The organism is Candidatus Dependentiae bacterium (assembly GCA_035445995.1).
Taxonomy (GTDB): domain Bacteria; phylum Babelota; class Babeliae; order Babelales; family Vermiphilaceae; genus DAOMRS01.
The window spans coordinates 478,767-495,134 of the sequence record DAOMRS010000001.1 but is presented as its reverse complement, the minus strand read 5'-3'; the positions used below and the strand labels follow the sequence as shown (position 1 = coordinate 495,134).

Annotated in this window: 13 protein-coding genes and 2 tRNA genes; all 15 read left to right on the top strand. The window is 37.3% G+C overall.

Going from position 1 to position 16,368, the window contains the following annotated elements; genetic code table 11:
- Positions 1-21: 21 nt before the first annotated feature.
- The 15 genes from PK943_02400 to PK943_02330 all read left to right on the top strand — a co-directional run bounded on the left by PK943_02400 (position 22) and on the right by PK943_02330 (position 16,363).
- Complete coding sequence (locus tag PK943_02400; GenBank protein ID HRN78062.1) at positions 22-504, top strand: rhodanese-like domain-containing protein; 483 nt, start codon at positions 22-24, stop codon at positions 502-504.
- Between the two features lie 17 nt (positions 505-521).
- Positions 522-596, top strand: a tRNA-Cys gene (locus PK943_02395).
- A gap of 42 nt (positions 597-638) precedes the next feature.
- Positions 639-726: transfer RNA gene (locus PK943_02390), tRNA-Leu, on the top strand.
- 270 nt (positions 727-996) lie between these two features.
- On the top strand, positions 997-1,269 hold the full coding sequence (locus PK943_02385) for an HU family DNA-binding protein (protein ID HRN78061.1): 273 nt from the start codon (positions 997-999) through the stop codon (positions 1,267-1,269).
- A 132-nt stretch (positions 1,270-1,401) separates the two neighbouring features.
- A complete protein-coding gene (locus tag PK943_02380) occupies positions 1,402-1,869 on the top strand; it encodes a hypothetical protein (GenBank protein HRN78060.1) in 468 nt (155 codons plus the stop codon).
- A gap of 111 nt (positions 1,870-1,980) precedes the next feature.
- Complete coding sequence (locus tag PK943_02375; GenBank protein HRN78059.1) at positions 1,981-2,427, top strand: FUN14 domain-containing protein; 447 nt, start codon at positions 1,981-1,983, stop codon at positions 2,425-2,427.
- Between the two features lie 18 nt (positions 2,428-2,445).
- Positions 2,446-3,009, top strand: a complete 564-nt coding sequence (locus PK943_02370) for a hypothetical protein (GenBank protein HRN78058.1) — start codon at positions 2,446-2,448, stop codon at positions 3,007-3,009.
- A gap of 29 nt (positions 3,010-3,038) precedes the next feature.
- Complete coding sequence (locus PK943_02365; protein HRN78057.1) at positions 3,039-4,199, top strand: GspE/PulE family protein; 1,161 nt, start codon at positions 3,039-3,041, stop codon at positions 4,197-4,199.
- Between the two features lie 82 nt (positions 4,200-4,281).
- Complete coding sequence (locus PK943_02360) at positions 4,282-5,199, top strand: hypothetical protein (GenBank protein ID HRN78056.1); 918 nt, start codon at positions 4,282-4,284, stop codon at positions 5,197-5,199.
- Between the two features lie 66 nt (positions 5,200-5,265).
- A complete protein-coding gene (gene sufC, locus PK943_02355) occupies positions 5,266-6,015 on the top strand; it encodes a Fe-S cluster assembly ATPase SufC (protein ID HRN78055.1) in 750 nt (249 codons plus the stop codon).
- Complete coding sequence (gene sufB, locus PK943_02350) at positions 5,981-7,354, top strand: Fe-S cluster assembly protein SufB (GenBank protein HRN78054.1); 1,374 nt, start codon at positions 5,981-5,983, stop codon at positions 7,352-7,354. The genes sufC and sufB overlap by 35 nt, the downstream gene beginning before the upstream one ends.
- Positions 7,354-8,127, top strand: a complete 774-nt coding sequence (locus PK943_02345) for a SufD family Fe-S cluster assembly protein (protein HRN78053.1) — start codon at positions 7,354-7,356, stop codon at positions 8,125-8,127. The genes sufB and PK943_02345 overlap by 1 nt, the downstream gene beginning before the upstream one ends.
- A gap of 70 nt (positions 8,128-8,197) precedes the next feature.
- Complete coding sequence (locus PK943_02340) at positions 8,198-8,596, top strand: hypothetical protein (GenBank protein ID HRN78052.1); 399 nt, start codon at positions 8,198-8,200, stop codon at positions 8,594-8,596.
- Between the two features lie 23 nt (positions 8,597-8,619).
- On the top strand, positions 8,620-15,117 hold the full coding sequence (locus PK943_02335; protein ID HRN78051.1) for a hypothetical protein: 6,498 nt from the start codon (positions 8,620-8,622) through the stop codon (positions 15,115-15,117).
- Positions 15,118-15,148: 31 nt separating this feature from the next.
- A complete protein-coding gene (locus PK943_02330) occupies positions 15,149-16,363 on the top strand; it encodes a SufS family cysteine desulfurase (GenBank protein HRN78050.1) in 1,215 nt (404 codons plus the stop codon).
- The last annotated feature ends 5 nt before the right edge of the window (positions 16,364-16,368 follow it).

The following is a 16,368-nucleotide window of genomic DNA, read 5'->3' as shown; positions in this document are numbered from 1 at the left end:
AAAAATACTGAGTATACTAGAATGAATAAGACCTTAAAATTACTATCTATATACGGTGTGTTAGCTTGCTTAGTGATATTGTCTGGATGTGGCAAACCGCATACAGAGAAATTAACAGGCTTGGTTGTTATTAATGTATTGGATAAGCAGTTATATGATGACTGCCATATTAAAGGTTCAATTAGTATTCCATTTGAACAATTGACTGAAGAGATAGAAAAAAAAGTCGATAAAAATGCAGAAGTAATTCTGTATTGTTCAAATTATATGTGTGCATCAAGTGGGTATGGATGTAGGAAGCTTACAGATCTTGGATACACCAACGTATCAGTATATGAAGGTGGTACGGCTGAATGGTTCCAAGAGAATTTACCTGTAGAGGGTCCAGCGCATCAGAAATACTTACAGCGTAAACTTACGCCACCTGAACATGTTGATGATACCGAAGGCATATGTGTTATCACGGTAGATGAATTAGCAGCTAAGTTGGGGTGTGCGAAGTGACAGCTTAAAAAAAGGATGGCGGCATAGCCAAGCGGTAAGGCATGGGACTGCAAATCCCTGATTCCCCGGTTCGAATCCGGGTGCCGCCTCCACTCAAATATGCTGGAAGTAATGAATGGAGTTTGAAATGTTTTGCCGGGGTGGCGGAATAGGTAGACGCAAAGGACTTAAAATCCTTTGAGCGTTATGCTCGTGCCGGTTCGAGTCCGGCCCTCGGCACCATGCTTTAAGAGCTCCGCATGGTACGGCCATTGCATATCTTGATCTTGTCGAAGGACGCAAGGCATGACCATAGCTTTTTCTAAATTCATTAAATTATTAGATAAATTAAGATTAAAAATAAAGCACACCATTTTTTTAGAGCATTATTTTTAACACAAAACAAACATATGTATGTTGCCAGAACTTGACAAAAAAGATTCTATGGATAAGGTACAAGATAAGTACTATTTTTTGTTTTAGCTGGCGGCAAATCACCTAAAGGGACTTTGTATGAACAAAGCAAAGCTAATTGAAAGCATGGCTAAAATAACCAAGCTTCCTAAAGCAACGTGTAAAGAATGTTTAGAAGCGTTCATGGTTTCAGCGACTGATACACTTAAAAAAGGTAAATCAGTTGTATTGACTGGATTCGGAACTTTTTCAGTCATGAAAAGAAAGAGTCGTCTTGGTATTAATCCGGCAACTCGTAAAAAGATGACTATTCCTGCAAGAAAAGCTCCAAAATTCAAAGCGGGTAAAGCATTGAAAGATGCGGTCAGATAAGATTGTTATAAAACAATGCAATAAAAAAGAGGCACCTTATAAAGAGGTGCCTCTTTTTTATTGCTCATTTTTTTTCTTAATTTATACTTTGGGCAAAGTATATAAGAATATAATTTCAAAGGTGTTTTAGTCATGAAAAAAATAAGTATGTTTTTAGTCTTGTGTGTGAGTACATATGGTATTGGTATGGAAAAAGATGATAGTAAATCGGTTAAGATAAAAAAATCAAAGTCTTCCAAGCGGATAGATGTGTTGTCATCTCCTGAACATGATTATTCACAAAAACAATTAAAAAAACATTTAGCATTGCGTAAACAAGAGGTTGAACAACAGGCAGAGTTGATAGAGCTGCAAAAACGTATTGTTCATGCACAAGAGCGTATAGCTGATGCACAAGAACTACGAGCAGTTATAGAAACTTTATTGCGTTATGACGATATGCGAAAACACAGAGACGCGCTTGATTTACCACAGTCGCATATGGGAAAACAGAAATTGAGAGATTCCAGAAAGATACCAGACAAATATACTGAACTGAAGTTGCTTGATCGCTATACTCAATTGGTTAATAAGATACGGTCAAGTAATACAGCAGAATAGAAAAAAACAAAAAGTTTTATCAAAAATACTCTTTTATTGTGTAGTATGATTGTCTCTGGCTATACTTAAACTATAATGAGCTGGTAGATTTAGATTTATAAGGAGTTTTCTATGGAACAATCGATTGAAATTAATGAAATACAAACTTCACTAGATGCGGCTATGCCGGTAACATCGGCTGGACAAACAAGTTTTATTGATACTATTAAAAATCAATTTCAAGGTGTTATGGATAAACTTAAAGATTCAAAAAGTATTCTTATTGATGTTGCGTTGTATGGTGGCATTGGATTTTTAACTGGTTTTTTATTTAGAAAATATAGCACCTACATAGCGTTCCTCGTTTTATTCTTAGTAGGGCTTATTGTATTACAACAAATGAATGTTATTACTATCGCTATTAATTGGATCAAGGTTGAGGAATTGTTTGGTATTCAACAAGGTACTACGACTATAAACGATACATTGCTTGGTTCATTCTGGGAATGGGTTAAAGCGAATTTTATTATAGTAGTCAGCTACATTGTTGGTTTTTTATTTGGATTACGTGTTGGTTAAAACATAAAAGGAAGAGTAGTGGCAATTGGCAAAACATACGTAGATGAATTAACTACCACATTGGTGAAGTTAGGTTTTTTTTCCAAGACTGAAGGTGACGCAATCAAGCAAAATTTTAGTGACTCTGATCAAGCTATATTTGATTCATTCTTATTAGAGCAGGGTTTGATTGAGCGTGACGATTTGCTGCGTGCTTTGAGTATTCACTATCAAGTACCATCATTCGATGTAGTAGGTTATTTTTTTGAGTCAGCTTTATTACATCAGCTTCCTAAAGATTTTTTATTGCGTAATGCAATTATTCCGTTGGAGGTTGATGAAAATATGTTGATTATGATTGCTAGCGAACCTGACTTGTCAGATTTAGTAGTTAGAATTAACGAATTTGTTTCATATGACATTCAATTTTATGTTGGTATACAAGAAGATATTACTGATGCGGTCAAAGAATTTTATGACAAAGCACCTACACAAGAAATTCCAGAAGATGAAGACCTGCGAGAAGAACGTCTTGCACTGCGTCAAGAGCGCGAAGAAGAATTAGAAGATATAGATAATCTTTCTGATGATTATTATGAATGATTAAATATCAGTAAGCCAAGAGAGTAGCCATGCGTGATGAACAATTTGTGGTACAGTTGGTTGATAAAATACTCAAGCAGGCAATAGCTCGTGGAGCTTCTGATATTCATTTGGAACCTGAACAACAACGTTTACGGATACGATTCCGTGTCGATGGTGTTTTGCTTGATCAGATGCCCATAGATGTTTCTGACATGGCACAAATGCTTTCTCGCCTTAAAGTTTTAGCACACATTAATATTGCAGAAAAACGTATTCCTCAAGATGGTAAATTTAGTTTACGCGTCAATAATCAACCTATTGATCTACGTGTATCTACATTTCCTTCTTTGTATGGGGAAAAAATCGTTATTCGTATTTTGGATCGTGCTGCGCATATGATTACGTTGCAGAATCTTGGTTTTTCTGCGGGTATGTTGAAAAAATTTAATGACCTTATGCATCGATCAAATGGATTTTTTTTGGTAACTGGTCCAACCGGTTCGGGGAAAACTACCACCTTATATGCAGCGCTTGCTGCATTAAATGCACCGGAAAAAAATATTGTAACGCTTGAAGATCCGGTTGAATATAACTTGACCGGCATTACGCAAGGGCATATTAACCCCGATGCAGGTTTTACATTTGAAAAAGGTATTCGAGCAGTTTTACGACAAGATCCGGATGTATTAATGGTTGGAGAGGTACGTGACAAACAAACCGCACGTATTGCCATTGAAGCAGCACTTACGGGTCATGTGGTACTCAGCACGTTGCATACCAACGATGCACCAAGTGCAGTCATGCGGCTTATGGATATGCAGATTGAGCCATTTTTAATCAATGCTTCGCTGACCGGTGTACTTGCACAACGCTTAGCACGTAAAATCTGTACCGCATGTCGTCAAGAAGTTCAGCCATCTGAACAGGAGCGTGCACTACTTGGTGAATTTGATCTTGACTGGGATGTTGTGTACAAAGGAGCCGGCTGTTCTGCATGTGGTAATCTAGGGTACAAGGGGCGAATCGGTATTTTTGAATTATTAACAGTGACTAGTTCTTTGCGTGCATTAATAGTGCAGCAACCAGTTTTTGAAGATATCTATGCACAAGCGTTGGCAGATGGCATGATTACGCTACTGGATGATGGCCTTGAAAAGGTGCATGCCGGCATAATTACGCTTGAAGAATTAATGCGTGTGGTTATATAATCTTTCCTTGCAAAAAACAGTGGTATTGATACCTTTAGAAACAGTTCAATTGCACACATTTTGTTTTCAAAAAGGGTATCACATGAAGAAATATGTATTGTTGCTCAATATATTATTAATTGCATTAATGGGCTCTCGCGTTAGTGCGCAAGAAGATGTTGCCATTGCTTTTACCACCTGTGTAGAGACGGTATATGAAGCTGCAGAGAAACTTTCGTGCGAAAGTGGTTTAACCCAACAAAAAGCAGTGGATTTAATGAATGATGAGTTGGTTAAACAAGCACTCAAAACATTAGATCAATATGATATTCAGGACAAGCAAATATATGCTGCGGTGCGTTTGGTTGCACAAGAATTAGAAAATGAAGAAGTAGATGAAATTTTACAACAGGTAGAAAATAGCCAAGCACAAAGTTGGTTTGCACGTCATCCGGTATTGACCTCTATCTTGACAGCAGGAGGGTTGCTTGGTAGTGGGTATGGCTTGTGGTACTGGTGGAAGCATGGTGGTGCCAACGATATAAGAAATCCAAATCAAGAAGATAATATTGATGCAAGTATTACAAGTGATACAGATACCGATGTAGATAATCAAAACTCAATCGGTGATGAAGAAGAAAATGGTTCATTTTCTGAACAAGAAAAAGATGTTGATTCAAGTGCTGCACATGATGAACCGAGTGATCCAAATAGCAATGTAGCAGAACGCGCAACTATGGAATCGCCAGTCAAAGAAGATACAGAACTTGATTTACTCATTGCTGAACTAGGAGGTTCAAAGGAAGTTGTTACCGAAGAAATAGTGGAGGACCATAATGCAACTATAGATGTAGCAGATGAAGCTGGGACTACAGAAACAGAATCAATAGATGCTGCATGCATTGATGAAGATGGTGTGTCTAATTTACCTTTAGATGAGGGTTCAACGGAAGACGATGAATTACTTGTAGATGATTCGGGTATGTCTTATCCTAATAGTTTTTTGGATTCATGGATGTAAATTTTGTTCTGCTCACTGATTAGTTTGGTGGGCAGAGTTTTTTATGAATTGGGGGTTATTTTTTATATGTTACGTATTATAGATCTTTCAATTTCTATTCATGATCAAACTATTGTTCGTAACATGAATATGTTGATCAATTCTGGGCAGGTGCATGCGGTTATGGGGCCAAATGGCTCAGGTAAAAGTACCTTAGCCTATGCACTCATGGGGCATCCTCAGTATGTAATAACTTCAGGATCTATACATATAGATCAAACAGAGATTACTACATTAAGTCCAGCAGAGCGTGCACAATTAGGATTATTTTTAGCATTTCAACAACCGCCAGCTATTCCGGGTGTGAATGTGTTAACTTTTTTGAAAGAAGCACATTACGCGGTTACTAAGCAGCAACTATCGGTGCAAGAATTTAGAACTCTAGTGTTGGATCACATGCAACAACTGGATATCCACCCAAGCTTTATGGATCGTAATTTGAACGACGGCTTTTCCGGTGGTCAAAAAAAGCAATTTGAAATGCTACAATTATTGTTGCTCAAGCCCAAGGTGGTTGTACTCGATGAGATTGATTCTGGTCTGGATATTGATGCACTTAAAAAAGTAGCACAAGGTTTAAAACATATTCATCAACAGAACCCTGCTATGTGTATACTATTAATTACGCACTATCGACGTATTTTAGATTATGTACAACCTGATGTAGTGCATGTATTATGCAATGGTTCTATTGCTGTATCTGGTGATGCGTATTTGATAACCCAGTTAGAAGATAAGGGATATGATGGATACCGCATCAAAGCATCGCGCATCTGAATATGTGTTTAAATCTGCTAAAGGGTTAAATCGTCAAATTGTGATCGAAATTTCTGAACAGAAAAAAGAGCCTGTTTGGATGAGAGAATTTAGACTTGCTGCACTTGAAGTTTTTGAGCACAAGCCAATGCCTACATGGGGTGCAGACCTTTCTGATTTGGATCCAAATGATATTTATTATTACGTAAAGCCGCTTGAACATCAAACTACATCATGGGATGAAGTACCAGATACTATAAAAAATACGTTTGAACAACTTGGTATTCCACAGGCAGAACAAAAGTTTTTGGCCGGTGTTGGTGCGCAGTATGAATCAGAAGTTATTTATAAACGATTGAAGAAAAAGTGGGCAGATCAAGGTGTTGTGTTTACCGACATGAGTGCGGCATTACGCGAATATCCGGATATTTTTAAAAAATATTTTTCTACGGTAATTCCACCGCACGATAATAAATTTGCTGCACTTAATTCTGCCGTGTGGAGCGGTGGAAGTTTTGTATATGTGCCCAAAGGTGTACGTATAGACCAACCATTGCAGGCATATTTTAGGATTAATGCGGCAAGTATGGGGCAATTTGAGCGTACATTAATTGTAGCAGAGCCAGGTAGCTATGTGCATTATGTCGAGGGATGCAGTGCTCCTATTTACCGTAAAAATTCTTTGCACAGTGCAGTAGTAGAACTTGTAGCATTGCCAGGAGCTCATATTCGGTACACTACCATTCAAAATTGGTCAAACAATGTATATAATTTGGTAACCAAGCGTGCAATCGCATACAAAAATGCACAGGTAGAATGGATAGATGGTAATTTTGGTAGCAAAGTAACTATGAAATATCCATCTATAATTTTAAAAGAGCCGGGTGCAAAAGGTAATATAATTTCTATTGCAGTTGCCGGAAATGGGCAACATCAGGATGCAGGTGCAAAAATTATTCATCTTGCACCACATACAACATCTAATATTGTTTCAAAATCCATCAGCAAAAATGGCGGGCGTACTAGTTATCGTGGATTATTAAAAATTATTAAGGGTGCAAAACATGTGCAATCACGTGTACAGTGTGATGCATTGCTCTTGGATGCTGCATCACGTACTGACACCTATCCGACCATTGAAGTACGAGAAGACTTGGTTGATGTAGGTCATGAGGCATCAGTAAGCAATATTAACGATGAACAGCTTTTTTATTTACAGAGCCGAGGGTTGAATGAGCAAAATGCTCGTGCGCTTATTGTGAATGGATTTATTGATGCGTTTGTAAAAGAATTACCTATGGAATATGCCGTAGAAATTAATCGATTGGTTGCCATGGAAATGGAAGGTTCTATAGGATAATGCAAGATACATTAATAATACCATCATACAATCGCATTGATACACCTGTTGTACTACCTACACATAGTGAGCATATGCACATCGTGGTGCAAGTCGGTGCACAGGTGGTGCTGCATGATCTAGTAGATCCTAGTGCTAATCGGACTGTTACGATGGTGATTGAAGATAATGCACATGTTACGTTCTTACATGACCGCGTTGCATCGCAAAATGTACGCGAGCATTATTCTGTGGATATAGGGCGTGCAAGTAGCCTAGTATATTATTCCTTGTTGACGGATACAAATGAACTGCAATTACACATGAATTTAAAAGGTGAATATGCTCAGGCTGATGTGCGATGTGCTTGGTTACTCAAAGAACATGCACAAGTTGCCATGCAGGTTAATCAAAATCACTATGTTCCCCATACTACCAGTCGATTGGATATCAGAACTGTTTTATATGATGCTGCACAAGCAGAATATCAGGGTGGTATTTTTATAGCGCCGGGTGCACATCAAACCGATGCGGCGCAACAACATAAAAGTATTGTACTCAGTAGCCAAGCGCGTGCTATATCAGTTCCTACGATAGAAGTACTCGCGCATGATGTGCAATGTGCGCATGGTAGTGCCGTGGGACAGATTGATGAAGAACAATTGTTGTATATGCAGTCTCGAGGTCTATCGCAATTAGCTGCGAAACATATGTGGTTACGTGGTTTTTTTGCTGATGTGTTCAATGATTCATTGTTGTTTATAAGACTGCAAAATCTTTTAAAAATGCCATGAGATTCTTTCAAAATCGAATCTTTTTTGTATAATTACTAGACTATTATTTTTTATTAGTAAAGGAATTTGTATGCGATATGTACTGTTACTCGTGAATTTATGTTTATCATTATGCTGTATAGGTATGGAGAAAAATAATCCAACCGATAATAAGGTAATGGTATGGTTCAATATTCGTACACGTCAGTTTGAAGCGCAAAAAGTTAATGTAGATAAGTATAAATTGGAACGTGCACGTTATCGTCGTTTATTCAAAATGGTAGCATTGTTACGAGAATGGAAAAGCCATAATAAGGAATGTGAGACATGTTGGAACCGCATACTCAATCAACATAAAAAGGATGTTTCTATATTGACCGGATTGGCTGCAGGTAAAAATACATCAGCACAAGATGCATACACTCGTATACAGTTTAATCATCCGTTATCCGTGACAAAAGAACAACTTAACATATCTATTGATTATTAATACGGGGTTAGGAATGATACAACATGCATAGACGTGTGTATTTTGTATTGGTATTTGGGTTATGTACGTATGATATTTTAGGTATGAGTCAGCAGCTTCCCTTTAATCTCAATCATATAAACAGGGGGCCTGGATCACAAATATTCGAGCGACCAGCATATGATCAACTATTACAAGCCAGTTCATTGTTGCGTACATGGAAATCATCTGGCAAAACAGATCAAAATATTTTATACAAAATAAGCTTACTTGATGACACGGTGCTTACCTATTTAGCAAAACAGAATAATAAGACTGCACAGGATGCACACGAGCAAATTCAACAGTGGCAGATGACATCTTTTGCAGCGGGACAACAAGAGTTACATCAGCGTTTTCTTGCTGCAGTGAAAGAATGTTATGCAGACGAGTGCAAATCGCACTATGTCGATGTATTTACCCATTCATTATTAACTCGTGCTAATTATCAACCTACTATTGATAATGCATCACTAACAGGTATTCAAGGTACAAAAATAAAAGAATATCTTGCATATGTAGTGCGTAGAATTGAACAAGCAGAAATAGACATACATAAAAAAAGTTATCATGATGCGTGCATTGCTATGGACAGTGTATTTGCTGAATTAGAAACTATAGCGAATCAAGGTTCCTTATCTGCTCAGACTATTGGGTATATGCATTATTTGGCTGGGTATGCGTATAAAAAATCTGGCTATGACAAGAGAGCAGATACACATTTTAAACATGCTCATGAAGCATACGTAAGCAATAGTTCTACAAATTCAAGTAATATTGCATACGCATGTGCATATTATGCCGACATGCTTTATCGTGGATGGGGGATGGTTGAGGATAAGGTAGAAGCACGATTATTATTATGTAGTGTTATGGATGGTAATGCATATAATTTAGCACATAACAAAGCTCTTGAAGTAACCCAACGGCTAATACAGGAGTTTGATGATCCATACTTATATTGTTTACTAGCAAGATGTAGTAATGAGCCATGCACATATGTTGAGCAGATGCTCGATAGTCTGAAAAAAAATAATCATGGTTCTGATGATGTGCCCAAAAATGTTATAGAACCACTGATTAATACACTTAAGATACTTGATAAGCAGGGTAACCGTAAGGCCAAACGGTTATTGGGAACGTATTATTATTGGTATGCAGAAACAATCAATAAGAAAAATTTAATAAAAAAGTTAGATCGAGACATTCAACATATTCAGGTCACACAACATTTTAAATCTGCGTTTCAGTATTTATCGGAAGTTCATGATGCTGAAAGCTATGCATTAATAGCGCGTATGTATGTGTTGGGGCATGGGTGTACTGCATCGTGTGTACAAGCGTATGAAATGTTGAAAAAAATAACAGAGCCTGACAAATCAAACATACTACAGCGTATAGTAGATGATCAGCTTATAAATCAACTGATCAACAATATACAAAATAATGAAGAAAAATTTCCCTCACAGTATGTGCTCGCATATCTGTGTACATATGGGGAAGTGTCACCTGATGTTGTACAATTTACCAGAAATATTTTTGCTCAATGCACGAACAATTTAGACGTTTATCGGTGGACTATTGCGCTGAATGCACGATATGCATCTAAAGAGGAAACGTACCAGCAAGTGCAATCACTTATACAATATGCAAGCAAACGGACGATTGCAGAGGAATATTCTGACATATGTATGCCATTAAAGTCATGGGCTTTGCAAGCAGATCAACAAGCATTAATATTATTGGGTTCTTGGTTATATTGCTGCGGTAAACAAAATAATAATCAAGAACTTTTCAAGCAAGCATGGGAATGCTTTGCCCAAGTTGAAGAAAGTAATCATAAAGTCTTGTGGTATAAGTTTAATATGTTGTTATGCGGGCATGGTGTACGGCCTAGTGCTCAAGATACGTATGAAATACTAAAAAAAATAATGAGCAACAGGAAGTCATGCCGTGACTTTACTACGCGCATAAATAAAAAGTTAGATCTATTATTGAATGGTATAAAGCCATATTTAGCAGATACAACATCTACGCAAGCTCAATATGCAGCAGATATAATATCCACCTTATCTTGTTATACTAAAAAAAATATTCCTGTTGATATTATAAACGCAGCAATAAACATCCTGATGCCCCAAGCACGTGCAGGTGGTGCACAAGCATGTGCTTGTGTATTGCCATTATTGGTAGTAAAAAAAGATGCTGCAGCAATAACAAACTATTTTGAAGTGCTTGTAGATAACTTGCATACTGTTCCACATGATCAATTACAGCTTGCATTGCAAAATGTAGATCAAGCAATGATATTTGTAGGAAAGGATACGCAAGGGATACTTGCGCGGTTTTGGTATTTACGTGGATTGCAAGCAAAAGATGAAAAACTTCGTACGCAATTTTTTGACTATGCGTGGCAGATTTGTAGAGATAGCACTGATCTTGAAAGCGTATGGCAACGCGCACTCATGTACGCGTGTGGTCATGGGGTCTCAAGATCGTATCAACGTGCGTATGAAGCAATCTGCTTATTGGATACGACTGAAGAAGGTCGTTCAGTGTTATACAAAAATGTTAAGCAGCTTAATACACAATGGTATAACCAATGTATAGATAATTTATTGCAACAATCGGATACAGAGATCCAATATGCGGCATGCATTATTGGCAGATTTATATATGTGGATGGTACTTGTGTGACATCTGCTGAACGTGATATGGTACTAGCGCTATTGGAAGCACCTGCACAACAAGAAGATGTAGGTGCTTTATGTTTGCTCAATGCACTCCGCATACGTTATATGCCAATAAATCTAGATGCCGACATACACCTATTGACTGCGTTACTTAAAAAGAATTTGGCATGTGGCAAAGATCTGCCCACAGAATGGTCGTATGTATTAGATGCATTAGACCGTATTCATACACATAATAAATTGGTGACAACTTCATTGGGCCAATGGCATTATTTGTGTGGTATTGCACATAATGATCAGATAGCACTGCAAAAAGCATATGCATATTTTGACCAAGTGGGGCATGATGCGTGGAGTAAGTGGCATCAGGTAGTTATGGCATTATTGGGACAGGGGGTAGAACAATCCGGTGACAAAGCCTATGAACTGATACAACATATGCCTGCGTCCAAAGATGCTTTGGTCAATACATTATACTTTTTTATAAAAAGTTCACTCAATAATGAGACCATAGAAGCAATACAATATGCTACAGAGCATCCCGATGCAAAAATACGAGCATGTGCACATTACCTATATGCGTCTATATTGTACGTGCAAAATGAGTATGATCAAGCATTGCCATATTTTATGGCAGTTGCCAATAGTTATTTTAAGCATCATTCATTATGTAACTTTTTTACAATTGAATCGATATTTTTTACAAAACGTACACTGGATGATGCTACGCTAGCATCCATGTTGCCATTAATTCGTAACATAGGCTTATGTAGTGACATAGATCAGCAATATGAAATGGATCATTTTTTTGGGCACTATTTTTGTGACGTACACCTACCACAGCTACTCGCAGATAATTGTATTAAATCTTGTTATGATGTGGTTGAAGCATTGCTTGATGCGCGTGGTATTAGCAATAATGTTGCATGCAAGGTTTTACAATGTGTTGAAAATTATGTACTTGAACATCTTGCAGATGATATCGATATGTTAAAGTTGTTTGATGAATCGAGCATTGGTAAGAAACTTGAACCATTGCTCAGAGGTAAGAATCATGATGCAACTACCTGTTTTTTCCTGGCACAAATTTATCTTAAACGTGCGGAATTTATCAAACACAATAATGACATAGTTGATGAATTTTCTAGTGGTACTAGGAAAAATCAAGAAAAAGCACTTAAATATGTTGAGTGTGCGTATGCGCACACTGATATTCAAGACAAACAGCGTGACTGTATCAAAAAAACATACGCCCATATTCTGGTTTCTCTGGCAGATAGCTTGACTTGTACACAACCAGAGGCAGAGCAATCAAGTGTCCAAGTGATACGCAACAAAGAAGCATTGTTACGTAAGGCAATCAAATTAGATAAAAATTGTACTATAGCGATGCATTCATTGGGAATGTCTCTTGCTGATATAAATCCTTTTTTAGACCAGGTAAAACAAGGTAAGTTAAAAAAACGAATACAAGAGGGCATTGGGTTATTGCGACAATGCGCACGTAGTGATGATCCAGATCCCGTAATACTATATACGATTGGTATGGTATATATGTATGGGATACATATAACTGATTCAGGGCAAAAAGTAATTTTATTCAGTCGCAATGTCCAAGAAGGCATTCAATATTTACACAGAGCATTTAATGCGGGGTACACACAAGCAGCATTATATTTGGGAGAGGCATATGCAGAGTTGTATAATTATTCTAAAGATGAACAAAAAAAGACAGAATATATAGAGCAAGCTTTCATATGGTATGGACGCAATCCAAATGCCCACGAGGCTATGATGTGTATTGGATGCTTGCATTATGATCGGGAGCAATATACCCAAGCATTACAGAATTTTGATAGTATTATTGCCATGCAACAACAAGACTTTGAGCATAAAAAATATTGGCGCAAAGCATGTTGGATGAAAGGGATCATGACCTTACAAGGGCATGGTGTAGAGCGTGATGATAAAGAAGCATTACATCTTTTGAGATTGGCATGTGATGATCATGCTACGATTGATGAGTTACTTGGTACTCTAGAAGAATTGAGTTTATTGACTATATCGTCAGATATACAAAATGTACTTAAACAGCATACAAATGAATTGATCAATAAAAAAAATCTTTCAGATGAAGAAAAAGAATGGTGTTATCTGCTTGGAGCTGTATGTTGTCATATAGCTGAGATAGGCAGTCCCATGCAAGATTATTGGTTTAAATGTGTATCTTATGCAGCTCATGAAGGCCATGTGATGGCACAATTGTTTTTGGGGTTTTCAACTAGGTTTCCAAAGCAGTTACTAGCAGGGCCCCAGCAGATATATTATTTAGGTAATGTGTTGGAGGCAATAGCAGATGATCCATTAATGGAATCATTCTATGTACGTGCATTAAGTTTGTTAGAAATACATTCTGTATCAGGATGCATTAATGCACAAGCACATCTTGTTGCTGATGTTACACGTTGTATAAAAAAAGCAGAAAATAATAATAATCTAACTGATTGTTATACGTACAATGATGTATTAGCTGAGTATTTAATTACTATGCATACTGCTAGTAGTGATTATATATGGTATATACCTTCAGATACTGATGACCCATTGAGTGTTCTGATGCGGTCTGGTGGTTATGGACGGTTAAAATTTTATGCGCAGAATGCATTATTATCGGTGAATATACAGGGTAATGCATGCGTATTGCTTGGGGCAGCGCATTTTATAGCTACACAAAATCAAGAACAGACTAATAATAAAATTAAAGAAAAACACTTCCAGCTGGCTATTGAATGGCTAGAAAAAGGTTGGCGTTTGTATGATAATCAAGAAGGCCCTGTTTATTTAAAAACAACTATTGTAAAGGCATATTGCCGGTATGCGGAATACCTTGAAAAAATGCAGCAGTATGAACAAGCTATTGTATATTGGTGTAAAGCTGCTGATCTTGGGAATGCACAGGCTATATGCAAATTTGCTAATGCATGTATTATAAACGGTGTACGCATTGAAAATGGTCAGGTAAATATCAAAGCTATGCTTGAGCAAGTACTTAATAATGCCAATGATGAAAATATCAAAGGAGAGGCTACGTATTTGTTAGCATTATATTATCACAAAAAAGGATTGTTAAAACGTGCGAGGCAGTATCTGTATCAAACAAAAAAATTTGTATTAGATCCGATCAAAAAACAAAATGTAGAAGCAATGCTGCATGCAATAAAAACAGGGACATCGTTAATATGGGCTAAACCACAGACAGTGAATCCAAATGCTATTAGAGCAATGATAAATAAAACATTGCAGCCTGTTATGTCTGAATTGCCACCGATTACATCACCGATAACACAATGCTCGGATGAATCATTAGTTGGCCTCATCAAAAATACAAGAGAGGATACTACAAAAAGCCCCATTTTTCTAGCGGCTATAACATGCGCTCTGACAGATGACTGTAATGGGCTAGAAAAATTGGTACAACAGCGTAATGTATATGCGTGTGCCTCGCTTGCATCGGCATATCTATTTGGAGGTTACGTTGAACAGGATTATGATATGGCGCGTTATTACATGCTCAAATGCTTGATTGATACTGATGGCATTACGAGCGATGGATTATTTTGGTCAACATTTATTTTGGAATCGTATATTACTTGGTTAGGAAAGCTCAAGCAAGATAGTGATCAAGGGCATGAAAAAGCTGCGGATATATTAAGGTTGCTAAAAAATATAAAAAATGACAGTAATATAAATAAAGAAAAACTAAGAGAGGTAATGGAGATGTTGAGGCACAAATTAGAGCCACGTACTTAAAATGATGATGTTATAATGTAAAGGATCGAACATGGAGCATTTACGTGCAGACTTTCCTATCTTAAACATAAGTATTAATGGTCATAAGTTGTGTTATCTAGACAATGCTTCTACCTCACAAAAACCAAATCAGGTGATACATGCAATCACTGATTTTTATACTACAAAAAATGCAAATATTGCCCGTGGCGTTCATATGTTGGGCGAAGAGGCTACCAGTTTATATGAAGGAACACGTTCTACCGTAGCACAATGTATAGGTGCTGATTCGCATGAAGTTGTTTTTACCAGTGGAACAACGGAAGGTATTAATTTTATTGCAAGTACGTGGGCATATGAGCATGTACACGCAGGAGATGAAGTTCTGATTACTGAGTTGGAGCACCATGCAAATATATTGCCGTGGCAACGACTTGTCCATCAAAAGGGAGCTGTGCTCAAAGCTATACCAATTACACAAAATGGTATGCTTGATATGGAGTCCGCACAAAAACTTATTACCAAAAAAACGAAACTTGTTGCCATTACTCAATGCTCAAATGCAATTGGTACACAGGTAGATGTGGCAACTATTGTTCGGTATGCACGTGCGGTTGGGGCAAAAATTCTTGTTGATGCAGCACAATCGATAGCGCATAAAAAAATTAACGTACATGCATTAGACTGTGATTTCTTGGTTTTTTCTGGTCATAAGGTACTTGGGCCAACCGGCGTAGGTGTATTATATATAAAAAAATCATTGCAAAATGATATTCCACCATATCAACTGGGCGGTGGTATTGTGCGGGAAGCTACATTGCAACATACAACCTTTGTAGATGCGCCGCAGAAGTTCGAAGCAGGTACGCCACCTATTGCACAAGCTATTGGTCTTGGGGCTGCATTTGAGTATCTACAAAAAAATATTAATTTTACTGCATTGCAGAAATATGAAGCAGCGTTGTGTACGCGTACTATTGATGATTTGGAACGTATACCAGGAGTTAAAATTCTTGGACCTATCGAACAGTTAAAAAAAGAAGGACATATTGTAAGCTTTACGGTAAAAAATATTCATCCTCATGATGTGGCAACATATTTAAGTGAGCAAGGTATTTGTGTACGTGCGGGTACTCATTGTGCGCAGCCACTATTTAGCCAATTGGATATCACTTCATCTGTACGAGCAAGCTTCTATTTTTATAATACGTTGGAAGATGTTGATAGGTTAGTCAATACAGTAGCTGAATTGGTTAAGAATTTTTAGATAAT

What these genes read in the sequence shown, in the direction of transcription:
- PK943_02380 (HRN78060.1), top strand. Translation starts at nt 1,402, where the DNA reads ATGAAAAAAATAAGTATGTTTTTAGTCTTGTGTGTGAGTACATATGGT.
- PK943_02400 (HRN78062.1), top strand. Translation starts at nt 22, where the DNA reads ATGAATAAGACCTTAAAATTACTATCTATATACGGTGTGTTAGCTTGC.
- sufB (HRN78054.1), top strand. Translation starts at nt 5,981, where the DNA reads ATGATGGATACCGCATCAAAGCATCGCGCATCTGAATATGTGTTTAAA.
- PK943_02360 (HRN78056.1), top strand. Translation starts at nt 4,282, where the DNA reads ATGAAGAAATATGTATTGTTGCTCAATATATTATTAATTGCATTAATG.
- PK943_02340 (HRN78052.1), top strand. Translation starts at nt 8,198, where the DNA reads ATGCGATATGTACTGTTACTCGTGAATTTATGTTTATCATTATGCTGT.
- PK943_02375 (HRN78059.1), top strand. Translation starts at nt 1,981, where the DNA reads ATGGAACAATCGATTGAAATTAATGAAATACAAACTTCACTAGATGCG.
- PK943_02345 (HRN78053.1), top strand. Translation starts at nt 7,354, where the DNA reads ATGCAAGATACATTAATAATACCATCATACAATCGCATTGATACACCT.
- PK943_02385 (HRN78061.1), top strand. Translation starts at nt 997, where the DNA reads ATGAACAAAGCAAAGCTAATTGAAAGCATGGCTAAAATAACCAAGCTT.
- PK943_02330 (HRN78050.1), top strand. Translation starts at nt 15,149, where the DNA reads ATGGAGCATTTACGTGCAGACTTTCCTATCTTAAACATAAGTATTAAT.
- PK943_02365 (HRN78057.1), top strand. Translation starts at nt 3,039, where the DNA reads ATGCGTGATGAACAATTTGTGGTACAGTTGGTTGATAAAATACTCAAG.
- sufC (HRN78055.1), top strand. Translation starts at nt 5,266, where the DNA reads ATGTTACGTATTATAGATCTTTCAATTTCTATTCATGATCAAACTATT.
- PK943_02335 (HRN78051.1), top strand. Translation starts at nt 8,620, where the DNA reads ATGCATAGACGTGTGTATTTTGTATTGGTATTTGGGTTATGTACGTAT.